The organism is Oscillospiraceae bacterium, assembly GCA_031265355.1.
GTDB lineage: Bacteria > Bacillota > Clostridia > Oscillospirales > UBA929 > JAIRTA01.
In genome coordinates this window covers 1-22,459 of the sequence record JAISCT010000074.1, presented here as the reverse complement: position 1 = coordinate 22,459, position 22,459 = coordinate 1, and the positions used below count along the sequence as shown (strand labels likewise).

Below are 22,459 nucleotides of genomic sequence, written 5' to 3'. Positions count from 1 at the left end.
GTGCTGGCCGTGCCGCAAGCGACCACCAGCGCCTTGATGTCAAAGGTCATCAAAAACGCGATGTCCTGTCGCATGTAAGACAAAATCGTCTCCCGCGCGCGCGTGCCATATGGCACGCGGCGGTGTCTCCAAAATAGACGATCTCCTCCTGAGGCAGCAGACGCGTCAACTCCCGCACGGCGGTCAGCCCGCCGAGCCCCGAATCAAATACCCCGACGGCGCGGTTGTCGGACACTCACATCGTCTCCTCTTGTTTACTAATTTCCGGAAAATCTCCATTGGGCCTTGCGGGACGGCTCCAGCGTCCACTGGAGCGCGGTGAGCGTTTCCTCGATGAGCCCGACGCTCTCGCCGCCCCACCCATACGCGCCGAAGGCCAGTCCCGTGCGCCGTTTCGGCGCGAGTCCCCGGAGATACGAGAGGAACGCCGCCACCGTGGGCATGACCTGCCGGTTCAGCGTGGGGCTCCCCACCGCGATGAAGCCGGCCTCCAGCAGCCGGGCCATGGCCGTGGACACGTGCGTCTCCTTCAGCGAAATGAGCTCCGCGGTAACGCCGCGCCCGGCCAGTTCCCGCACGAGCGCCTCCGCCATTGTCCGCGTCGCGCCCCACATCGTGTCGTAGACGACGACGCCACGCGACGGATCGCTCTCGCCGCGCGACCACATGTCATATTTTTCCAAAATTTTCGGCAAGTACGAGCGGAGCATGACGCCGTGGCTCGGCGCCGCCAGCTCGATGTCCAGCCCGGCGATCGACTTCAGCAGGGCTTGGGTCTGCGGTCCGTACGGCAGCACGATGTTTGCGTAATAATCGCCCGCCCGCTCAAGCAGACGTTCCTCGCCCAATTCGTCGTCGTAACGCTCATCCGAGGCGATGTGCTGGCCCAACGCGTCGTTCGAAAATAAGATCTTCTCCTCCGCGAGGTATGTCGACATGCTGTCCGGCCAATGGACCATCGGCATGAGGACGAACGAGAAGCGGCAGCGCCCGGTGCACAGCGTGTCACCGGTCTTCACCACCTGCCAGGCGGGCGCGATCTCCGGGTAATAGGCGGCCAAACCTTTCTGCCCGTTGGGGGAGGTGACGACCGTCGCGTTCGGGCAGGCCGCGATCAGCGCCGGTAGCGCGCCCGAATGGTCCGGCTCCACGTGGTTGGAGATCAGGTAGTCGATCCGGGTCGGGTCGACTACCTCCCGGATGTTGTCCAGCAGCGCCTCGGCAAACGGCGCGCGCACCGTGTCGACCAGCGAGATCTTCTCATCGAGGATCAGATAGGCGTTGTATGTGGTGCCATAGGGGACAAGATACCCGTGGAAATTGCGCACGTCCGGGTGTTTCACGCCCACCCAATAGACATTGCCTCTGACGCGAACCGCCGCCATTTTATCCCTCCTGTGTGTTTCCCGTCTCCCCGGACGCCGCGTCGCCAGGCGCATTCGCTCCCGGCCGGGAGACGCTTGGAGCCGTGTCTGTTGTTACGCTTCGCCGCCGGTACCGGGTTCGAAGCCGCAGCATTTTTTGTACTTTTTCCCGCTGCCGCAGGGACAGGGATCATTGCGGCCGACCTTTTGGGCCGCGGTCTTGCGCACGGGGCGTTTCTTGTCGCTGCCGTCGCCGCCGCCGAGGAGGCCCGCCCGCGTCGGCCGGGCCACCTGCTCGCGCTTCGGCGCCTCGGCGCCGCGCACCTGAGCGGTGTAGATGTAGCGCACCGTGTCGTCGCGGATCTCGGCGACCATCTGGTCAAACATCTCGAAGCCCTCCTGCTTGTAGGCGACGAGCGGATCCGTCTGGGCATAGGCGCGCAGGCCGATCCCGTTGCGCAGTTCCTGCATCGCGTCGATGTGATCCATCCAGTGCCGGTCGACCACCTGCAGCAGCACGACACGCTCCACCTCGCGCATGATGGGGCCGAGCGCGCGCTCCTTCTCCTCGTACACGCGCCGCGCCTGCGCCTGCAGCAGCGCCTTGATGTCGTCCGTCGTCTTCTGGCTCAGTTCCTCCTGGGTAAAGGTAAACTGGCCCGGCGCGAGAAACAGCCCCTCGAAGGGCTGCGTGGCGGCGGCGATCTGCGGGGGGTCGATGAAGTTGTGCCCGCCGGCCGCTCGGTCCACCGCCCGCCCGACGGCGTCGTCAATCATGTCGAGGATGCTGCCGCGCAGGTCCTCTCCGTCCAGCACCTTTTTGCGCTGACCGTAGATGATCTCGCGCTGCCGGTTCATCACGTCGTCGTACTCCAACACGTGTTTACGTGTTTGGAAATTGCGCGATTCCACGCGTTTTTGCGCGTTTTCGATGGCGTTTGAGAGCATCTTCTGGTCGATGGGCGTGTCCTCGTCCATCCCCAGCGACTCCAGCATCCCGCTGACGCGGTTCACGCCGAAGAGCCGCATGAGATCGTCTTCCATCGAGATGAGGAAGCGTGAGGAACCCGGGTCGCCCTGGCGGCCGGCGCGGCCGCGGAGCTGGTTGTCGATGCGCCGGGACTCGTGGCGCTCGGTGCCGATGATGAACAGGCCCCCGGCGGCACGCACTTTCTCGGCCTCGACAGCAACATGCTCCCTGTGGTGCACCATGCGGGCGGCGAACTGCGCGCGGGCCGCCAGGACCTCCTCGTTTTCCGTCTCGGCATACCCGGTGGCCTCGGTGATGATCTCCTCCGGCACGCCGGCCTTGCGCAGATCGGCCACCGCCAAAAATTCGGCGTTGCCGCCCAGCATGATGTCGGTGCCGCGCCCTGCCATGTTGGTGGCCACCGTCACGGCGCCCACATGGCCGGCCTGCGCGACGATCTCGGCTTCCTTTTCGTGGTGCTTCGCGTTCAGCACGACGTGGGGAATGCCCTCTCGCCGCAGCATGGCGGAAAGCAGTTCGTTTTTCTCAATCGAGACGGTACCCACCAGCACCGGTTGGCCCCGCTCGTGGCATTCTTTGATCTGCCGGAGGATCGCCCGATACTTTCCGGCCTCGTTTTTGTAGACGGCATCCGGGTAGTCCTCACGGATCATCGGTTTGTTGGTGGGAATCTCGATGACATCCAGTTTGTAGATCTGAGAGAACTCCTCCTGTTCGGTGAGCGCCGTGCCGGTCATGCCGGAGAGCTTTCGATACATGCGGAAGTAGTTTTGGAACGTGATCGTGGCCAGCGTCTTGCTCTCCCGCTCAACTTTAACGCCCTCCTTCGCCTCGATGGCCTGGTGCAGCCCCTCGGAGTAGCGGCGACCGAACATGAGGCGGCCGGTGAACTCGTCGACGATGATGACCTCCCCGTCGCGCACGACGTAGTCGATGTCCCTCTGCATGAGGCCGCGGGCGCGGATGGCCTGGTTCACGTGGTGCGCGAGCGTGACGTTCTCCGGGTCGGAAAGGTTTTCGATGCCAAAATACGACTCCGCCTTTGAGATGCCGGCGGGCGTCAGCGTGACGGAGCGGGCCTTCTCGTCGACCACATAGTCCCCGTCGATGTCGTCGTGTTCCGCCTTGCTGTCGAGTTCCACCACCTTGACCACGCGCATGCGCGCGGCCAGCCGATCGGCCTTCTCGTAGAGTTCGGTGGACTTTTCGCCCTGCCCGGAGATGATGAGCGGCGTGCGCGCCTCGTCGATAAGGATGGAGTCCACTTCGTCCACGATGGCGAACGCGTGAGAGCGCTGGACCATCTGTTCCTTATAAATGGCCATGTTGTCGCGCAGGTAATCGAAGCCGAACTCGTTGTTTGTGCCGTACGTGATATCGGCGGCGTAGGCGGCGCGGCGTGCGGCCGGCTCCACGTCGTGGACGATGAGCCCGACGGAGAGCCCCAAGTAACGGTATACCTTGCCCATCCACTCGGAGTGGTAACGGGCCAGGTAGTCGTTGACCGTGACGATGTGCACACCCTGCCCGGTCAGCGCGTTCAGATAGGCCGGCAGCGTGGCGACAAGCGTCTTGCCCTCGCCGGTCTTCATCTCGGCGATGCGCCCCTGATGGAGCACGATGCCGCCGATGAGCTGCACGCGGAAGGGCCGCAGGCCGAGCACCCTATCCGCGGCCTCCCGCACGGCGGCGAACGCGTCCGGGAGCAGGTCGTCCAGCGCCTCGCCCTCCGCGAGGCGAGCCTTAAACTGGGCTGTCCGTCCACGCAGCTCCGCTTCCAAGAGCGCGCGGTATGTCTCCTCCAGCGCCTCGATGCGCGAGACGAGGGGCAGGATGCGTTTGAGTTCCCGTTCGGAGTGAGTGCCGAACAATTTTGCGAGCATGCCCATGGTGTGGTGTCCTCCCCAGTATGATGAACGGCGCGCCGGCCGGGGGTCGATTCCTGCTTTATTATATCACACCCGGCGCAAAGGTACAGGGAGTTTTCGAAATAACCCTGTATCGACTGCGCTGCAACGGGTCTGTGTTTTATTTTTCTGCCTCTTCTCCATTTTTTCTCCAAGAATAGTCAAGGTGCGCTATGCTGGCTTTGGCTGTTTCTATGTCCACGCTCGTGTAAATTTGCGTTGTCTGGATGTCTGCGTGCCCAAGTGCGATTTGCACTGCTCGAAGATTTGCGCCGCCAGCAAGGTAATATGTGGCAAACGTGTGACGGCATTTGTGAGGTGACATCCATGGGATCTGTTCGGTGGGTTTGAGTGTGGCGTTGAGGTCGCGGAAAAACCAGTGGTAGCGCGTGATGAAGTACGAGTGTTTGATCCGGTTGCCGTTTTTGTCTGCGAGGACGTACAGGCTTATCTTCGGTATGGCGTTCAGGGTGGCGATGGCTTCCGGGCGCAATCCTACGAATCTGTCGTCTTCATTTTTTGTGCGCTTCTCCTTGTAGCCGTCTTCTGTCAGGGCGAGAGCGGACTGCACTGAGATCACGCCGTCATGGATGTCGGACCACTTGAGCGCGAATAGTTCGCCGCTACGCAGCCCGGTGTAAAGAAGAAGCTTTATATAATGGCCGTAGGGGTGCGTTTCCGCGAAGTTTAGGATCTTGGGTACGGCGTCCCGCGTAAATGCCTTCGGTCGCCGCTTCGGCTTTGATCCGATCTTGAGAGCTGCGGCCGGGTTCTCGGCACATAGGTTATTTTCAATCCCATCCGCGAACATGCCCTTCAGGATCAAGCGAAGACAAGAGCGCATAGACCAGGATCGCGCCTTATATCCCTGCAAAAACTCCTGCAAATGGACGGGTCTCACTTCGCTCATTTGCAGTTTCCCTAATTTGGGAGTGATATGGTTTTTGATATAACTGTTCTGGGTTACATAGGCAACATGTGCGATATTTCCTTTTCGATACGCCTCCATCCAGATCGGGGCCCACTGGGCCACGGTCATTTTTTTGTCGATTTTGGGGGCGTTTTCGGCATCCTTGGCGCGCCGGCGGCACTCCCCTTTCGTGCGGCCGGAAAACGACCGGCGCTTGCCGTCGATGGTCACGCGGTATTCATACGTGTCGCCGTGTTGGGCCCAGGTCCCTTCCCCGTTCGCGCGTCTTGGCATGATATCCGCTCCTTTTGAAAAGTTTCCGCTTTGCGCCACTTCCCCGCGGAGCCATTTTTGTTGACGTCAACAAAATGCTTAGAGACGTCGATATTTTTGACAAGTCCGTTGAAAGTTGTGTATAATGAATTTAGTGAGTCGCGTTTTCATATGTTCTTATGGGGGTGCTATTTATGGACGTTTCTCAGGAAAAACGCGCTGAAGCCTATATCATGAACAAAGAAGACATTTAAAATAGATGGCACATAAAACCACTTGAGATCTTTTGTGCTCATTGTGATTGCTTATTGAGGGCGGAATCCATCGGGAAAATCCTGCGGTTCTGGTGTGGGAGGTATTTTTTCCATAGTATAAGGGGTGCCGACACACGTCTCGCAAACCTTCTGATTTACCCTATAGTAGGAACCACAAGAACTACACTTAACAAAGTGAAAGCCACGGTGTGTCATGTCGGCCGTCATTAAAAAATCGATATTTTGCAAATATATCCTCGAAAGGTCGGAATTAAAAACATTATGTGCCAAGGCAAAAAGGGCGAAAGAAGCCACAAAAAAGTAGGCAATAGATAGGTTTTCAACAGGCAACGTTGATGGTTCTCCTTTTATGGCGATAGAAATGGCGTCAGAAATTTTTGAAATTATACCAATCGCTCCCAAAAATAAAAAAAACGCACCAAAGGCTTGCAAGGCTCTTACCAGAATACCTCTCTTAGTCTTGTGTTTCACTCAAATCACGTCTGCCCTTCTTATTGTAAATCTAGATTTTTGAGATGCCTTAAAAGCTACAGGTACACGACCGCTGAGAGTACGAGATAGGAAACGGGATCTCCCTTTAAAATTGTTCTCCAATATCGTTCCCTTGTCCTAGTTTATCAATTTGTTCCCATATGCCGCTTACTTGTTCGGCTCTGGTGATTTCTACGGCGAGAGGCTAAACTATCAAAAAATTTCCCTCGATTTTACAATCAATGGATTCGATGTTCCACAAGGACGTGGAAGAAAGTTGAGGGACCAACTGAATATGGGCAAAGAAAAACGCGTGACCTTGACGGAGGAAATTTTGCAGAAGTTGCAAAATTTTGCGGACGGAAAAGTTGCAACTTACTGGGAATCTATTCGGAATCCAGAAGACGAAAAATCTCCACCGCCCGAGAAAATTCCTTGTCGTTCATCTCGTTCAACCTAGCTGCAATTTTCGCCATCGTAATATCACGCTCACTGGCCGGCTGCCCTTCCTGGGCGGCCGGCTTATTTTTTTGAGCCCCGAGGAGGTCCTGGTGTCTATCAACCAGTTCGTTAAGATCCTGAAAAAACTCCTGCACGCCTGCGTCTCCGATGGGGCGTGTACCTTCCATGATTTTCGGTGGCCTCACCTCTGGAAGTTTTGGCGGGTGCAACGGGGGACCAAGGGGCAACGAAGTTAGGCCGCCCTCGTCAGAAAACCCCATTAGGTAGTCAACGGAGACACCAAATAAAGAGGCCAGACGCTGGTAATTGCTCGCGCCGGGAGTTTTTGTGCCCTTTTCCCAGTTGCTCACAGTCGGCTGTGCCACTCCGAGCGTGGTCGCGACTTCCTTCTGGGAGATGCCTCGGATAAATCGAGTGTGCTTGATCCTATTCATATAAACCACCCTTAATATTATTATATACCCGCAGGGAATTAAAATCAAGTAAAACTTTTTTCCCTGTGGGTATTGACAAGCGCGCTCTAATGGTATAATATATTCCCAAAGGGTAATTTTATTAAACAGGGGGGAATGTTATGAATGCCCTGAAAGCGCTCCGGCGACAAGCAGAGATGACACAGGCGCAGGTAGCCAAATCTGCCGGTGTCAGCCAGGGATACTACTGTCGCCTGGAGCGTGGCGAGAAGGGAAAGAGGCTACCAGTGCGAACCGCACAGCGATTGGCGAGCGCCTTAGGGTGTAGCTTAGCCCAACTCCTTTATGGCGGGACGATTCCCGACGACCCCGCACAATAAAAGACGCCCCCGGAGGGGCGGCGGAAAGAAAAGGGGTATTATGCATGTTGCTGTTGGTACATCTCTATCAATGACTCTTGCAGCACCTGAGAGAAATTGATGTGCTGTGATTCCGCAAAGGTGTTAAGCCATGCGGGAATGGTGAGATTTTTACGGACTGCTTTGTCTCCGAATTTTTCCGTATAAGCGTCCATGTCCAGTACTAGCAGGCTAACAAAACCGCCTGTGTCGGGCTGAATGGCATTCACCGTACTCGATGGCGGGACTGACCGGCCTTCTTCCAATTCGGTAAGCACCCAGCCTGAAGCGGCGTCAGTGCCCATCAATATAGCATCGGCGAGTGTATCTCCCCCTGTAGCGCACCCGGGGAGATCGGGAACCTCAACGGCGTAGGCGCCGCTCTCTTCGTCTTTATAAAAAATGGCGGGATACGTTATTTTCACTTTTAAAACCTCCTTATAATCCGGCTTGTTTCAATATTGCTCTAACAATGATGTGGGCGATGTCGCCGGAATGACATGGGATAGTTACTTTGCCCGGCTTGGTAGGATGTACATATTGATGATGAGAGCCTTTCGCGCTCTTAAATGTCCATCCGTCTGCCAGTATGATTTTCTCTATCTCTCGAAACTTCATGCACCCATCTCCCTTATAATTATATTATACGCATAATGCGCATGAATGTCAATGGGTAAGCGGAGGAAGTGACGCGGTTTTGGTCAGGGAGATTTTTCTGACAGCGTCTGGATCAAGTTTTTCACTAGGGATCTGTCCTTGTCGCTTAATCGGGCGTACTCCCCGGAGAGCTCCCGAACCTCGTCGCTGACGTCCAGCCCAGTTGAAGGCATGTGTGGTTGCGCGGTTGGGTTAACCTCATCCGTCCGATACAGGATGTAGTCCACGGATACCCCAAACAAATCCGCAAGGCGCTTGAGCGTGTCCAAATCTGGGTTGGTTTTCCCTGTCTCCCATTGACTTACTGCTGTTTGGTGAACATTTGCTGCGATTGAAAGCGACATTTGAGACATTTTTCTCTCTTTTCGCAATTCCTTTATCCTATTCATAAAAACATCTCCTAGTATTATTATAATAGATTGTCTAATAAATTGCAAGTATGTTTAAAAAAATATTAAAAATACTCTTGACAAATCGAGGAGATATGCTATTATAAGAGTGTAACTACTAATCGGGGAGATGGGGGGGATGAAAAGAATGAAAAAAATCAAGCGCAAAAGGAAAGAAGCTGGACTTACCCAGTAAAGTGTCGCTGACAGTCTGGGGCTGACTCAAGGCGCAATCTCTCAGTGGGAAAAAGGCGAAACATATCCCCGGGCTGATCTGTTGCCGCGGATTGCCCTCCTATATAAGTGCAAGGTAGATGACTTGTTTGGCATAGCCGAGTCCTCCGCACAATAAAAAGCCGCCCCCGGAGGGGCGGCGACGAAAGGGTGGTTACAGGAAACACGGGGTAAGATGACGAACATCTTGAGTTCTTGTACGTTTATCCCGGTTTGCAGCGACTGCAGGCGGTGTAACCAAGCCGTTGAGCCTCCGATCGCTCTATCGAAATCTTGGACTGCCGTAGGTAACTGCAAGAACCCCGATGATACTTTTCACCTGTTTTTGTGATGTAGACAATGATATCGCTTGATGGTTCAGGTGTGGGTGTAGGTGTAGGCGTAGGTTTAACGGTAGGTTTAGGCGTAGGCGTGGGTGTAGGTTTAGGTGTAGGTTTAGGCGTGGGTTTAGGCGTAGGCGTAGGTGTAGGTGTAGGTGTAGGCGTGGGCGTCGCCTTTGCGGCATCGTATCCAGCATCGTATCCAGCATCATATCCGGCTTTATATCCGGCATCATATCCGCTGGTGTACCCATTATGGTATGCGTCAGTGGGAGCAGGACTAGATACCGCCTCGCTAGATACCACCTCACGAGCGTAGTGCCAAGGCGTGGGCGTAGGTGACGCCTCTGGGGGCGGAGACGTCGGGATGGCGCAACTGGTCAGCATTGCGAGAGTGAGAACAAGGATCAGCAGTTTACGCATAGAAATCCCTCCTTGTCTCAAGGATACCACAAAAAAGTAGGAAAATCAACGAGAATTGTACTTTTGGGCAAACAAAAAGCCGCCCCGGACGGGGCGGCGGAGGAGGCGAAGAGCGTGGACCGCGAGCAGACAACACTGCGCCTACCACCTGAGATCCTGGCAGCCCTCCGGCAAGAGGCACAGCGGCGTGGGTACACGATAAAAACACTCCTGGTTGTTATTCTACAGCGTTTTCTCGCACCCAATTTTCTAAAATGAACTCAATCTGCTTTCCAGCGGACCGTTTGTTCTCATCGGCCTCTTTTTTGATGGCGTCAAGCAGTTCTGTCGGGATCCTGAGCGTGAAGCGCGTATCTGCTTCCTTGGTGTACGGGTCGCCCTTCTTCATCACAGTGCCTCCTTCCAGCGTCATATTGACATCATACAACAAATCGAAAATTTTTTCAATATGACTATTGACGTCAATATGATGACATGCTATACTGTAGAGGAAGGGTGGTGTCAAAAATATGACAAATGGTGTTACGCGGGTGCGTTACACACTGCGGATACCTGCGGATCTGTACGATGGAATCGGGCACCTGGCATCCCGTAGTGGCATATCCATCAACGCGCTTGTCTTACATATTCTGTGGGACTGGCTAGATCAACAACAAAAAGTAGGAAAATCAACGAGAATTGTACTTTGAGGCAAACAAAAAGCCGCCCCGGACGGGGCGGCGGCGACGAAAGGGTGACAGAATGGCACAGGTGACGTTGGAAATCCGGGATGATGCGCTGGCGGCGATGCGGGAGGAGGCGCGGGACAGGAACCTCAGCCTTGACGAGTATGCCCTGTTCCTGCTTGAGGAGGGGGAACTTTCGCGCCAAAGGCAGGGAGGGCATATCGGTCCGAGGAGGGGAATGATTGGCGTCCGCGGTCCGCTAGGGCCACAGGGTCCCGGGGGCCTAGTATGGGGGCGGAACTAAGGAGACGATCACACATCTCTACGTCCCTCGAATAGCGCTATGATCTTTTCAATCGCGTTCTTCGCGTCGGACAACTCCCTCCAGTGCTGCAGAGATTTCAGGAAGGTATGACCCGCATGCAGTTTTCCGAGGTGAAGAGTATCCCGCCACAAGGCAGGAGTTTCCTCGAAGATAGGAAGCAGGTGCATCGCGCAGAGACGGTTAATGTCCCGCTCATACTCATGCGTTTCAAGGTGCCCCATTTTTCTAGAAAAGTACTCGCTGAAACTTATACCCTCCGGAATTACGGCGCTCGTGGGCTTCACCTCCTCTTCAATATAAGCAGAGAACTCACGGGCGTACGGTTTCCACTGGGGATATGGAGGAGCGTCTTCCCACTGTTCGGTGATCCCTGGCAGAAAGAACAATGACGCCAGCTCACAGATGCTTTCCTCGAACCAACGCAATGGTTTTACGATGTCCGCATTAATCATGAAGTGACACAGTTCATGTGCAAATTGGTATGCATACTGACACCAGTTACTCCCGCGCGCAGACAAAAATATCACATGATATCTTGCACATGCCATGTTGTCACCATTAGTCGGGAAAACAGCAAGAGCCCTTCTGTTTACATGTTCTGTTCCGAAACAGGGCTCAAAAAGCGCTCTTACGCTGCACAGCACGCTCGAAATGTTTCCCGGATGTGGGATTTGTGCGTCTTCGCTTTTCTCGTCAAGATTTGCCCAACTAAGATTGTTTTCGGCGAAGACCGCATAATTTTTATTCTCCGGAAAAACGTAATACTCCACTGGCATAGCGCAACCACCTTTCTGCCAACACAGAATATCTTCAACTTTTATTATATAACAACATCCGACACGGGTCAACAAAGAGGGGGTGGAACAATGGCGAACCTGCTCACCTGCGCGCAGGTTGCGGAGCGCTTCGGCGTGAGCGTGGCCACGGTGTGGCGCTGGATCGGCCACAAGGAGCTGCGCGCGATTAAGCTATCCCGAAAGAGTTACCGCATCCGGCCGGAGGATCTGGCCGAGTTCGAGAGGAGACATGAGACAACAGATAGCAGTGAACAGATATCGGAGTAAATAAAAAGCCGCCCCCGGAGGACGGCCGTGAAAAGAAAGGTGGTAACACAGATGACACAGGTAAAAAAGAACGCAAACGCGCTGACGCTGGGGGAGGCCCGGCGGTATCACAGGGAGCTCTTCGGATGGCTCGCGGAGGATGGAACACGGAGCGCAAGCGAGTGGCCCGGGTGGGCGCAATTTGAGCATGACGGCAACTACGGCAGCTTTGCGTGCAATTATGCGGGGGCGGACCCCGGGGAAGAACCCTGCTTCGTGGCGCCGCCGTACTGCACGAACTGCCCGCTGTACAGACCCCTCCTAGGCGCCAGGACATACGAGCGGCCGGACTGCTGCGGATACGTGTGGGACCTGCCGGAGGACCCGGCTGAGCGCCAGGCGAAAGTGGCGCGGATGCGCGACGCGCGTTGGAGCGGCCCGCTGGGGCGGCTGCGCACCCGGCTCACCGTACGAGCCGATAGACGCTGGATTGCGGAGCGGGACGCGGAAGAGATGAAAATGCCGCCGATCTGGTGACGGCGGGAGGGGGTCTTTCAACATGCGTGAGCTTATCAGCGTCGCCGAGGCGGCCCAGCGGCTCGGCGTGAACGCCGACACCATCAAGCAATGGATCCGGGGCGGGCATGTCTCATGGGGGCAGTACGTCCCCCCGGAGAAGGGTAAGAACAACGGGCACTGGGTGCTGCGGCGGCAGGCTATGGAAATCTGGCTGGCTGGTGGCGCGCCCGTGATTCAGCCGCAAATCGTGATTCAGCGACCCGAAGATCTGGAGGCGATCGCTTCCTATTGGGCCAGAAGGGCCCGGGCAGCACTCATAACTTGAACGAACGGAGTGAGTGATATATATATGACATGCTATAAGGTGTATCTGACGAGGTCGCCGGAAGTCGCGAGCCTTCTTGGACGAGCCCAGTTAGGCGAGAGAGCGGACGAAGATTCCATCAGAAATGTCACATGGGGTATCGCGTCGGACAACATGGCCGTGCCTGAAATCTATCAGGTGGGCAATCTGTTCTGCTGCGTGGTGGAAGATGAGTATGGGGACGACAAGCATCGTCCCACCTATGAGCTCACAATCTGTTGATTACCAACTTACCCACCTTCTTTCTTTTCACTTTCCCGGGGCGGGTCGCATCTGTTACCGTCCCGCCCCGGGACCCCCTTTTTACAGATAACAATGAACAGATAACAGATAACAGTGGAAAACGGAGTGATAGATATGGCGAGGGCCAGAGCCAAAAAGACGATCGTCGGCTGCCAGAATGCTATCAGGTGGCTCAAAATTCAGCGGCTGTGGCGCCGCGGGCGGCGGACACTGCTGGGCGCCGTGACTTTTATGGCCATATTCGGTGCTATCGGAGCCGTGGGCGCTATGGAGTTGGGCGCCGATCTCAAAAGTGGCTGCCTGCGGACTGTGGCGCTCCTGGCGATCGCAGCTTTCGGCGTATGGAGTATGGGGAGGAATTGATATGACCCTAAAGATCGGGGACAGGGAGCTGCCGCGGCCCCTGCGGAACCTGCTGGAGGATCTGATACGGGAGTTTGCCCATGTGACGTTTATCTGCCCCCGCTGCGGGAAACAGACACGATTTTGTAAATAAGCTGGATCTGCCGCTGTGGCCGTCGTGCTGCGAGGGGCAACTCATGGATATCAAGTTTGAGGAGATAGAGGCCATTGAAAAGTGATCGCTGTTGCGCCCAGTGCGGCGCGGATATCTCCGGCCGCCACAGGTCCGCAAAATATTGCATTGCGTGCTCTGAAAAAATATACCACGAAAGCGCGCGCGCGCGTGCGGCGCGCAAGCGCAAGGCCGCTGCACAGGTTCCCCTGCCGGCAGCCGCCCCTTCGAAAGTGCCCGTCAGCTGCTGGCGGACAGATTGCCGATACTGGGGCCCCCTACCGGGGGCCGCCCGGAAGCTGTCGGTCTGTAACTACTTGTTAGACACATATCAGCGGCGCCCGTGTCCCATCGGAGATGCGTGCACCGCGTACGAGAGGAGGAATAGAAAAGGTGGGCAGAGGCGGAAAGACCATGTCGCAATTAACGCAGGATGCCCTGGCCGCCCGCGCGGCGGGGCTGACATACGGCCAGTGGCGCGCCCAGCAGAAAACGCCGACGCTCCTGCCGGCGGTGGCATGCAGGATGCCGGGTAGGCGGTACTGTCCCGTCTGTGGCGAGGAGTTGCCCTCCTCGCTGCGGGGAGGGACAATCTATTGCAGCAAGCTGTGCTGTGGCAGAGCGAAAAAAATCAGAGACAGGGAAAGGTGGTTGATAAGACGTGGCGCTGTGTCTTGATCGCATGTACAGAGAGTTCGGCCGCGGGCCGCTGGAGTGTGAGGGGTGCAAAAACCTCGTGACGCGCAAAATGCCTGGGATGCGGTCGCAGTCGTACTGCACCGTGTACGGGTTCCAGGTCGGGGTTCCGGAACACGTGTTCCAAGCCCGCTGGCACGGCTGTGGGCACTACAACCGGCCGCTACAAGACGGCAAGCAGACTGTTTTGGAGATGTACAAGGAGACGGATCTCCACGCCGGAGATCCGGAGGAGCAACTGACGATGGACAGCGTAAAGACTGTGAAGGCGATAAAGGCCTTCCGGACCGAGCTGGCCGGGATCGTGGCGGCGGAGGAACACCTTATATAATAAGGTGTTCCTCCGCCAGATAACAACTGATCAGATATCAGATAACAGTTGTAGATGTTAACTGTTATCTGACCAGCTGTTATCTGTTCAGGGGCTATGCCCCTTTGGAACGTCCTTAAACCAATTAATTTGCCGACTAAATGGGGTAAGAAGAATGGTCTGGATTGAGCGGAGGGTGTACGCGGGCGATATCTTGGAGATCGAGACCTATCAGGCCGCGCGAGATGGCCGGAAGGTCTCGCGGTCGGAAAATCGGGCCGAGACAGATAAGGGGCAGGCCGCCCGCAATGAGAAATACAGCCAAAAACATCTGACCAGACTCGTCAACGCGAATTTCGGGGCCTCCGATCTCTGGTTGACGCTCAGCTATGCGCCGCCAGCCCCGGAGATGGACCAGGCCCTGAAGGATAGGGCGCGGTATCTCCGAAAAGTCCGGGCCTGGCGGCGCGGGCGCGGGATGCCGGAGCTCAAATACATCGCTGTGACGACCACGGAGCGGGATACGCGGCGTATCCACCACCATATCCTCATGTCAAAGATGCCGATGGAGGATGCTGTGGCGCTTTGGGGCCTCGGTCGTGTCCAGCTGGAGCAGATGACGCCGGACGCGGAACACTCGTGGCTCGCCAGATATATCTTTCGCAATCGGCAGGGACGCGCGGAGCCGGAGGCGCCACGGGATAAGATCCCGCAGAAACGGCGGTGGAGTCAGTCCCGCAACCTTACGCAGCCCATTGTCTGCATCAAACGCGGCGTGAAGCCGCTGCGCCTCACCAGGGCTCCGCATATCCCACGCGGATACAAAATGCTGGACCTCCAGCGCTGCGCTTCCGACGCCGGGGATCTCAGTGAGTACATACAGCTGCGCCGCGTCGACGGCAAACCGAACCGGCCGCCGCGCGGGTGGAGTGCGCCGCGCAATGGATAATGGATAATCGTAGGGGACGGCGCCCGGGGCGTCCCGCGATGGATAGAAATGAAACAATCAAGGTTTGTCCGGCCGTCTGCACGCGCGCCGGCGAGCGCGCGCGGGTACATTTTTCATCGCGCGGAAACCCAAATACGCGCGCGTGCGCGTGGTGTAGAAACAGATTCAGAAAATTATTTGCGAACACTCATACTCTTGATATAATCCTGCTGACGAACAAATAACAGCTGATCAGATAACAGATAACAACTGTTATCTGTCAAGGGGGGCTGGAGATGACTGCCGCCGCCAAGAAGACAAAAACAACATGGAAGGACGGCAGTGCACGGATGTGGCGGTTCTGCGAGATCTACGCCGCAGACCCAGAGGCCAACGCCACACGGGCCGCTAAGGCCGCCGGGTATGCCGCCAAAAATGCCGATTCGCAGGCGTGTCGGTTGCTTAAGCGGTCGGACGTGCGGGCAAAGATAAGAGAGCTGCGGGCCGACTTGGTCGAGCAGCATGGGATCAATCGCGACTCTGTGATCCTCGACCTGCGGGAGGTCTTTCGGCGCTGTATGCAGGCGCAACCGGTCTTGGAGTGGGACAGTGCCGCCAAGGACTACATGCCGAGCGGCGAGTATCGCTTTGACGCGCGGGGTGCCATCAAGGCCGCGGAGCTGCTGGCGCGGATCACTGGGCTCATGGACGGCGAGTTGGACGGCGCGATGCCGGACGTGGCGATAGTGCGCGGCTTCGGGGGAGGCGACGGGCAGTGAGTAGGAGGCCGGTGCGGCACATAGAAGTCTCGGCAAACCGCGCCTTTGTGCCCGCGCATGAGAGCCGGCATTTCTGGCGCGTCCTCAAGGGCGCCGCCAGCTCCGGCAAGTCCTACGACCTGGCGCAGGAGTACATTTTGCACCTCACAGACAAGGCGTATACGGGCGCGGGGCTGCTGGTCGTCCGCAAGACGGAGGCCTCTCATCGATCGTCGACGTACGCAGAATTGACGGGTGCTGTGTATCGCATCTTTGGAGACCTGTGGCCGCGTATTTGGGAGATACGGTCAAGCCCGCTGAGCCTACGCTGCAAAATCACCGGCGCATGGATCCTGTTTCGGGGCTGCAAAGATGCCCAGCAGTTGGAGCGGCTCAAGTCTGTCACGGTCCCGTCGGGAAAGCTATGCTGGGTTTGGGTCGAGGAGGCGACAGAGCTCTCCGAGCGGGACGTCGACCTGATTGCCCTCCGTATCCGTGGGACGCTGCCGCCGGCCCTTTGGCCGCAGGTGACGCTGAGTTTTAATCCTGTTTCCTCTGCCCACTGGATCAAGGCCCGGTTCTTTGACACGCCGCACCCGGATGTGTGCCTCCATGAGTCCACTTGGCGGGATAACCGGTTCAATCCGCCGGATTACGCGGACCGTATGGCGGCGCTGGAGAAAGCAAACCCGGAGCTCTACCGCGTGTATGCCTTGGGTGAGTGGGGCGAGGTCGGGGGGCTCATCCTCACCCGCTGGCGTGTCGACGACTGCCCGGAGAACGATGGATGCTATGATGCACTCTCCGGTGGCCTCGACTTCGGTTTCAACGACCCTTCCGCCCTGCTGTCTGTCGGCGTCAAAGACCAGGTTGTCTACATCCGACGGGAGATCTATCAGCCGGGCCTCGTCAACGCCGAGCTCATAGAGCTGGCGGAGGGCGTGATCCCAAGGACCACGATGCTGTGGGCCGACTGCGCCGAGCCGGACCGCGTGCGCGAGTGGCAGAGGGCCCGGTATCTGTGCCGGGGCGTCGTCAAGCGGCCCCATGATGATGTGGCGCAAATCGACTGGCTTAAGGCGCACCAGATCATTGTGGATCCCAGTTGCAAGCACACCATCCGTGAGCTTCAGCTCTGGAAGTGGATAAGAGATGAGCAGTCGGGCGCCTACACCGACCGGCCTGTCGACGTGCTCAACCACGCGATGGACGCACTGCGTTACAGCGTATCCGAGTGGGTGCGCTACACGCCGGACCCTGTGACCGGCATCCCGGCGGACGATGGCCTGAGTCGTCAGTATCTCGAATACTGACGACAGTGATGAGTTTTGAGCGCTGAGTTGCGAGTGGAGGACGAGACAATGGAGAGACCAATGGCGTTTTTGATTGTGGGGCTTCTCGGTGGCTGCTTGGTGGCCTTTGTGTTGGTGGCCCTGTACCTGCGGCCCATCTTGTTGGACTGGATCCGCCGCACGTCGAGGACACCGAGCGGGACGTCGAGGACGCCGTCCCCTACGCAGGACGCGGCCCTCTCTGAGGAGGCGCGGCTGGAGCAGGAGCGCATGGCCCGGCGCGTCGAGACCCTGATGGCCTATACGCCACCCACCGGTTTGCGGCCGGACGAGGTGCGCAAAGCGGGAGGTGACCGGCATGCCTCTTGAGACGTTGGAGCTTTCCCAGATTGCGCAGCGGTGGGACGATGGGGTGTCGTTCAAGACAACCCTCAACTTGTATGATACCGCTGCCGTCAATGAAAACTTCTTCATCGGTCGGCAATGGGAGGGCGTCGACGCCGAGGGGTTGCCGACCCCTGTGTTCAATCTACTCAAACGCGTGGTGCTGTTCCTCATCTCCTCGCTGCGCTCCGACTCGATTGCTGTGCAGGCGACGCCGCTGGACGCCATAGGCGCGATCCCAGAACAGGCTGCCCGTCTGATGAGCGACGTCATCGGCGATACCATCGACGCCATCTTTGAACGCACAAAGTTCGAGACGACCATCACACAGTTTCTCCGCAATGCCGCCGTGCGCGGGGATGGCGCGCTGTATCTCTGGTGGGACGCCGCTGCCAAAACTGGGCAGCGAGAGCCCGGGGATGTCGCCATTGAGAATATCCTCAACACACGCGTGCATTTTGGCAATCCTACCAGCTCAGATGTGAGTCGGCAGCCGTGGATCATCATCGAGTCTCGGGAGCAAGTCGAGGACGTGCGGCGCCGGGCTGCGCAGTGGGGCGGCGACCCGGACGGCATCACACAAGACAATGAGACCCAGGACGTCCCGGACCAGGTCGAGCGCGCCGACACGGACCGCGTGACTGTCCTCCTTCATCTTCGCCGTGATCCCGAGTCTGGGCGGATCTTTGCGGCCGAGTGCACCGGCACCGCATGGATTCGCCCAGAGTGGGACACGGCCCTCACCCGGTATCCCGTCGTTTGGATGCCGTGGGATGAGATCAACGAAGTGCAGCACGGACAGGCGGCTGTGACAGGCCTGATCCCGAATCAGATTTTCATCAACAAACTCTTCGCGATGAGTATGATCTCTCTCATGACGACGGCCTATCCCAAAGTCGTCTACAACGGCACCCTTGTGCGGGACGGATGGGACAACCGCGTCGGGGCGGCGATCAAAGTCACCGGCGCTGCCTCGGACGACATGGCGAGCGTGGCCCGCGTTATCGAGGGGCGCGGCCTGCCCCCGCAGGTGCACGAGTACATCGACGCCGCGATCAATTACACGCGCGACTTTATGGGGGCGCCGGATGCGGCCCTGGGGAACGTGCGGCCGGAGAACACATCGGCTATCATCGCGGTGCAGCGGGCCGCCTCCGTGCCGCTGGAGCTGACACGGCAGCGGCTGTATCAGGCCGTCGAGGACTTGGCGCTGCTCCTCATCGACTTCATGGGCGCCTACTACGGCGCCAGATATGTGACGCTGGAGCAGTCCGGCTGGGATGGCGGCAAAGTTCGCCAGCAGGTCGTCTTTGATTACAGCCAGCTGCAGGCGCTGGGGTTCACGCTACAGATTGACGTTGGGCCGGCTGCCTACTGGTCTGAGCTGTCACGGATGACTACGCTGGATAACCTGTTTTCTAACGGGTCGTTGGAGCTCGTCGACTATCTTGAGCGGCTGCCGGATGGGTATCTGCCCCAGCGGCAGGAGCTCATCGACAGCATCAAGTCAAAAATACAGATGGCCCAGATGGGCGCCGCGCCTGTGGCCGGCCCCGGCACCGGAGGCGCACCGCCTACCCCGCCGGGCGGTCTCGTCCCCACGCCGGAGATGCCCGGGCAGATGCAAACGCCAGAGCAGTACGTCAACCGACTGACGATGCAATAAAAACTCATACCCGCCCTCACCATGGGCTGGGCACAAAGGAGACACCCCTATGCCAGAGATGACGACAAGCGGCGCCCCCGCCACGGGCGCCAGCACGACAGCAGCAGCGCCGGCCGCCACGCCGGCCCCCATAGCGGCCGACCCGTCCGCATCGGCCACGCCTCCGGCCACCACACCGGAGACGGACGCACCCGCCGCACCCGCGGCGGACGTGGACGAGTGGGGTTTTACGGCCCAGGAAATCGCCGAAATGGCCGGCATGGCCACAAACGACGACGCGCCAGACACGTCTCCGGCCGCTCCGGCCGTGGGCGACGATAAGCCGGCCGAGCCGCCTGCGCCCACGCCGACCCCGGATGCCGGGGCGTCCCTCACAGTACGGTACAACCACCAAGATGTGACAGTGGCGCCGGAGGAGGTGGCCGGTCTCGTACAGATGGGTCTGGCGCACCGGGACACCCGCGCGCAGCTGGAGGCCCAGAAGGCCGAGCTGGCAAACCACCCCGTCCTGACGCAGGTGTCAGAGATGGCCAAGAATTTCGGGCTGGAGCCGGAGGTGTTTCTGGACCAGCTGCAGGCCAACCAGATCGCAACGCAGCTGGTTGGCCAGGGCGTCGACCAGGAGGTGGCGGCGCAGAGGGCCCAGCTCCAAGTGGAGCAGACCCGCGCTGCCGCGGCCACGCAGCGGGAGGCCGCGGCGGCGGCGGCCCGAGAGCAGGAGACCAGGGCCCGCGCGGACGCGGCGCGGGTAGAGCTGCAAAAATTTTCAGCGGCCCATCCGGAGGCTATGCAGGATTTCCCGGGGACCCTCAAGGCGCTGAAGTCATACATGGAACGTGGCCTCGGCCTCACCGAAGCGTATGCCGCCCAGCAAAACGACCATCTCTCGGCCCAGGTCAAAACACTGACGGAGAAGCTGACAGCCAAGGAGACGGCCGGCAAAGCGGCCGCTGCCTCTACCGGCCCGCGCTCTGGCGTCGGTGGAACGACACCCCGCGACCCGGATTTCGCCGGCTGGGAGGAATGACAATTGATAATTGAGAATTGATAGTTGATAATTATCAGCTGTCAAATCGTTCCGCAATTATCAATTGTCAATTGAACGAACGGAGTGAGTGATTATGGCAACTCTTAATCTTGCGACAAAGTTTTCTCAAAAGCTTATCGAGCGGTTTACGCATCAGAGTTATACGGATATCGCGACCGTGTCATCGCTGGATAGCGATTTCGTGGGCGCGCGGACTGTCAAAGTTTATACTTCGGGCCTTGTGAGGCTCAACAACTACGACGCCGAGGCGGCCGTGGGTAGCCGGTACGGCATCCCAGATAATCTGGGCAATACCGTCCAGGAGCTGACTATGCGGGATGCGAAGTCCTTCACCTATGCGCTGGATGAGCTGTATGGCGCTGATATGCCTCAGGTGCTGTATCGGGCCAATAGAACGCTCAAGGAGCAGGTCGACAACGTCATCACGCCGTACGTCGATAGGTATCGCCTCGGGCAGTGGGCCGCCGAGGCGGGTATCAAAATCAAAGAGAGCGCGGCCCTCGACAAGACCAACACCGCTCAGGCCGTGCTGACGCTGGGCGAGCACATGGACAACGCCCTCGTCAATCGGCAGGGGCGGAGGCTCTTTGTCAAGCCGGCCATTTACAAGTGGCTGAAGCTTGACCCCGACTTCATTAAGAAGGGCGATATGTCGCAGCAGATGCTGCAGCGCGGTGTCCTGGGTGAGATAGACGGGCTGCCTGTGGTGGTCGTGCCTGTGCAATACTGGCCCGTCGGTGTCAACTTTATGATTGTCGACAAGACGACGTCGCCGGCGCCCGTCAAGCTGAAAGACTACAAGATCCACAACAAGCCGCAGGGCATGGCGGGCGCGCTCGTCGAGGGGCTCATCTACCATGACTTGTTCGTCCTGGCCACGCGGCGCGCCGGGGTGGCACTGTCCATTGACAGCGCGGACACCACGTTCGTCGCCAATCCCACCTTCACGCCGGCCGGCGGGTCGAAGTACACGCCGGGCACCACCACCATCGCGCTGGCGTCCGCCACCTCCGGCGCGGGGATGCAGTACACGCTGGACCAGACAGACCCCAAGACCAGCCAGACGGCAATGCCCTACAACTCAACGAACAAGATCCCGACCACAGGGCTCACCGGCGACCTCGTCGTAAAGGCGTACGCGAGTTACTCCGGCATGACCGACTCCGGAGTCGTGACGGCGGTATACACGCAGGCGTGACGAACAGTTAACAACTGATCAGATAGCAGATAACAGTTGTAGGGGATGGCATCCCCAGCTGTAAACTGTTATCTGCTATCTGTCAGATTGGGGGTGAAACGCATGGCGGTCGTTAAGCCGGGCTCGCGGATGAGTGTTCGCATTGATAAGTGGCTGGGGCTCAATTTGTCGCCGGATGGGGACACGGGGCTGAGGCACGGTGAGGCGGCCGTCATGCGGAACTTCCGTGTGACGGCGGATGGGAATCTGCGCACGCGGCCTGGGTATGCTGCGCTGCAAACCTTGCAGCCGGGGCGGCGTGTGGATGCGCTGTGGGGCGGCAGTGCCGATGGGCGCGATGTGATGACGGCGCTCATCGGGGGGCGGATCTTGGAGGTCGCCGCTGGCGCTGGGTATAGCGTGCTGGGTACCGGGTATGGCGCCTATGCCCATTTCTTCGGGTTCGGGGGCAAGGTGTATTGCCTCACGGGGTCGCAGTATCTCGTGTGGAGCGGGACGCGGGGCGACGTGTTCGCGCCAGTGGTCGGGTATGCGCCCATCGTGACGACCGCCACGCCGCCGGCCGGGGGCGGGACGCCGCTGGAGTCTGTCAATCTCTTGACGCCCCAGCGGCGTCAGCGCTTTTCCCCCGATGGGACCGCGACGCTGTACAAGCTGCTGGACGCGGGGATCCAGTCCGTTGACAGGGTGACGGACGGCGGTGCCGTTGTGCCGACGGCGGGGTACACTGTCAACTTGACGGCTGGGACTGTGACGTTTGGAACAGCGCCGGCTGGGGGTGTGCCGAATAGTGTGGAGATCACCTATACCGCTGCCGCCGCGCCGGATCCCGTGCTTGCACAGCGCTATAGCGCTGTGTTTGGGGGCGCTACCGACGCGCGGGTGTGGCTGTATGGGGACGGGGGCGCGCGGGTGTATCACTCCGGGCTCGATGAGTTCGGTGTTCCGACGGCTGAGTATTTCCCGGTCGATGGCGAGATGCTTGTCGACGTGGACAACAAGCCCGTGACGGGGATGGT

Annotated in this window: 26 protein-coding genes and 1 pseudogene; 16 read left to right on the top strand and 11 right to left on the bottom strand. The window is 58.4% G+C overall.

The genetic code is table 11. The features are described from left to right. The 6 genes and pseudogenes from LBK75_11325 to LBK75_11300 form a co-directional block, all read right to left on the bottom strand. Positions 1-235: pseudogene (locus tag LBK75_11325) on the bottom strand (glutamate racemase). Between the two features lie 22 nt (positions 236-257). Continuing rightward, positions 258-1,385, bottom strand: coding sequence for an FprA family A-type flavoprotein (locus LBK75_11320; GenBank protein ID MDR1158868.1), 1,128 nt, complete (start codon positions 1,383-1,385; stop codon positions 258-260). A 93-nt stretch (positions 1,386-1,478) separates the two neighbouring features. Next, positions 1,479-4,244: a preprotein translocase subunit SecA gene (gene secA / locus LBK75_11315; GenBank protein ID MDR1158867.1), complete on the bottom strand. Its 2,766-nt coding sequence runs from the start codon at positions 4,242-4,244 to the stop codon at positions 1,479-1,481. 139 nt (positions 4,245-4,383) lie between these two features. Then, positions 4,384-5,505, bottom strand: a complete 1,122-nt coding sequence (locus LBK75_11310; GenBank protein ID MDR1158866.1) for a site-specific integrase — start codon at positions 5,503-5,505, stop codon at positions 4,384-4,386. A gap of 245 nt (positions 5,506-5,750) precedes the next feature. Then, positions 5,751-6,191 (bottom strand): hypothetical protein, encoded by a 441-nt coding sequence (locus LBK75_11305; protein MDR1158865.1) that lies wholly within the window; start codon positions 6,189-6,191, stop codon positions 5,751-5,753. Positions 6,192-6,577: 386 nt separating this feature from the next. After that, the gene (locus LBK75_11300; protein MDR1158864.1) at positions 6,578-7,087 is read right to left on the bottom strand and encodes a helix-turn-helix domain-containing protein; all 510 of its coding nucleotides are present in this window, start codon (positions 7,085-7,087) and stop codon (positions 6,578-6,580) included. 140 nt (positions 7,088-7,227) lie between these two features. Here LBK75_11300 and LBK75_11295 point away from each other — a divergent pair, with 140 nt between their 5' ends. After that, positions 7,228-7,446, top strand: coding sequence for a helix-turn-helix transcriptional regulator (locus tag LBK75_11295; GenBank protein MDR1158863.1), 219 nt, complete (start codon positions 7,228-7,230; stop codon positions 7,444-7,446). 38 nt (positions 7,447-7,484) lie between these two features. Here the strand turns inward: LBK75_11295 and LBK75_11290 are convergent, their stop codons facing one another. The 3 genes from LBK75_11290 to LBK75_11280 all read right to left on the bottom strand — a co-directional run bounded on the left by LBK75_11290 (position 7,485) and on the right by LBK75_11280 (position 8,510). Further along, entirely contained in the window at positions 7,485-7,889 is a 405-nt protein-coding gene (locus LBK75_11290; protein MDR1158862.1) for a type II toxin-antitoxin system HicB family antitoxin, read from the bottom strand. A 13-nt stretch (positions 7,890-7,902) separates the two neighbouring features. Continuing rightward, entirely contained in the window at positions 7,903-8,082 is a 180-nt protein-coding gene (locus tag LBK75_11285) for a type II toxin-antitoxin system HicA family toxin (GenBank protein MDR1158861.1), read from the bottom strand. 83 nt (positions 8,083-8,165) lie between these two features. Then, positions 8,166-8,510, bottom strand: coding sequence for a helix-turn-helix domain-containing protein (locus tag LBK75_11280; GenBank protein ID MDR1158860.1), 345 nt, complete (start codon positions 8,508-8,510; stop codon positions 8,166-8,168). A gap of 211 nt (positions 8,511-8,721) precedes the next feature. Between LBK75_11280 and LBK75_11275 the strand changes: the two genes are divergently transcribed. After that, the gene (locus tag LBK75_11275) at positions 8,722-8,862 is read left to right on the top strand and encodes a helix-turn-helix domain-containing protein (protein ID MDR1158859.1); all 141 of its coding nucleotides are present in this window, start codon (positions 8,722-8,724) and stop codon (positions 8,860-8,862) included. An 842-nt stretch (positions 8,863-9,704) separates the two neighbouring features. Here LBK75_11275 and LBK75_11270 read toward each other — a convergent pair. Both LBK75_11270 and LBK75_11265 read right to left on the bottom strand, forming a co-directional pair. Continuing rightward, positions 9,705-9,875, bottom strand: a complete 171-nt coding sequence (locus tag LBK75_11270; protein MDR1158858.1) for an Arc family DNA-binding protein — start codon at positions 9,873-9,875, stop codon at positions 9,705-9,707. Positions 9,876-10,464: 589 nt separating this feature from the next. Continuing rightward, complete coding sequence (locus LBK75_11265; GenBank protein ID MDR1158857.1) at positions 10,465-11,253, bottom strand: hypothetical protein; 789 nt, start codon at positions 11,251-11,253, stop codon at positions 10,465-10,467. Positions 11,254-11,343: 90 nt separating this feature from the next. On the opposite strand from LBK75_11265, the gene LBK75_11260 reads away from it, so the two are divergent. The 14 genes from LBK75_11260 to LBK75_11195 form a co-directional block, all read left to right on the top strand. Then, positions 11,344-11,541, top strand: a complete 198-nt coding sequence (locus tag LBK75_11260; GenBank protein MDR1158856.1) for a helix-turn-helix domain-containing protein — start codon at positions 11,344-11,346, stop codon at positions 11,539-11,541. A 27-nt stretch (positions 11,542-11,568) separates the two neighbouring features. Next, entirely contained in the window at positions 11,569-12,057 is a 489-nt protein-coding gene (locus tag LBK75_11255; GenBank protein MDR1158855.1) for a hypothetical protein, read from the top strand. A 22-nt stretch (positions 12,058-12,079) separates the two neighbouring features. Continuing rightward, complete coding sequence (locus LBK75_11250) at positions 12,080-12,364, top strand: helix-turn-helix domain-containing protein (protein MDR1158854.1); 285 nt, start codon at positions 12,080-12,082, stop codon at positions 12,362-12,364. A gap of 24 nt (positions 12,365-12,388) precedes the next feature. Then, positions 12,389-12,625 carry a hypothetical protein gene (locus tag LBK75_11245; GenBank protein ID MDR1158853.1) on the top strand — a complete coding sequence of 79 codons (237 nt, stop codon included), beginning with the start codon at positions 12,389-12,391 and terminating at the stop codon, positions 12,623-12,625. Between the two features lie 135 nt (positions 12,626-12,760). Next, entirely contained in the window at positions 12,761-13,009 is a 249-nt protein-coding gene (locus LBK75_11240; GenBank protein MDR1158852.1) for a hypothetical protein, read from the top strand. Positions 13,010-13,917: 908 nt separating this feature from the next. Next, the gene (locus tag LBK75_11235) at positions 13,918-14,187 is read left to right on the top strand and encodes a hypothetical protein (protein MDR1158851.1); all 270 of its coding nucleotides are present in this window, start codon (positions 13,918-13,920) and stop codon (positions 14,185-14,187) included. Positions 14,188-14,341: 154 nt separating this feature from the next. Then, positions 14,342-15,115: a hypothetical protein gene (locus LBK75_11230; protein ID MDR1158850.1), complete on the top strand. Its 774-nt coding sequence runs from the start codon at positions 14,342-14,344 to the stop codon at positions 15,113-15,115. Between the two features lie 275 nt (positions 15,116-15,390). Then, positions 15,391-15,873 (top strand): terminase small subunit, encoded by a 483-nt coding sequence (locus LBK75_11225; protein ID MDR1158849.1) that lies wholly within the window; start codon positions 15,391-15,393, stop codon positions 15,871-15,873. Continuing rightward, positions 15,870-17,165, top strand: a complete 1,296-nt coding sequence (locus LBK75_11220) for a PBSX family phage terminase large subunit (protein ID MDR1158848.1) — start codon at positions 15,870-15,872, stop codon at positions 17,163-17,165. The genes LBK75_11225 and LBK75_11220 overlap by 4 nt, the downstream gene beginning before the upstream one ends. Before the next feature lie 48 nt (positions 17,166-17,213). Then, complete coding sequence (locus tag LBK75_11215; GenBank protein MDR1158847.1) at positions 17,214-17,513, top strand: hypothetical protein; 300 nt, start codon at positions 17,214-17,216, stop codon at positions 17,511-17,513. Further along, on the top strand, positions 17,503-19,194 hold the full coding sequence (locus tag LBK75_11210) for a hypothetical protein (protein MDR1158846.1): 1,692 nt from the start codon (positions 17,503-17,505) through the stop codon (positions 19,192-19,194). Before LBK75_11215 ends, LBK75_11210 begins: the two co-directional genes overlap by 11 nt. A gap of 49 nt (positions 19,195-19,243) precedes the next feature. After that, positions 19,244-20,221 (top strand): hypothetical protein, encoded by a 978-nt coding sequence (locus LBK75_11205; protein MDR1158845.1) that lies wholly within the window; start codon positions 19,244-19,246, stop codon positions 20,219-20,221. 94 nt (positions 20,222-20,315) lie between these two features. Then, positions 20,316-21,440: a chitobiase/beta-hexosaminidase C-terminal domain-containing protein gene (locus tag LBK75_11200; protein ID MDR1158844.1), complete on the top strand. Its 1,125-nt coding sequence runs from the start codon at positions 20,316-20,318 to the stop codon at positions 21,438-21,440. Positions 21,441-21,542: 102 nt separating this feature from the next. After that, positions 21,543-22,459, top strand: a 917-nt coding sequence (locus LBK75_11195) for a hypothetical protein (protein ID MDR1158843.1), incomplete at its 3' end; no start/stop codon positions are given.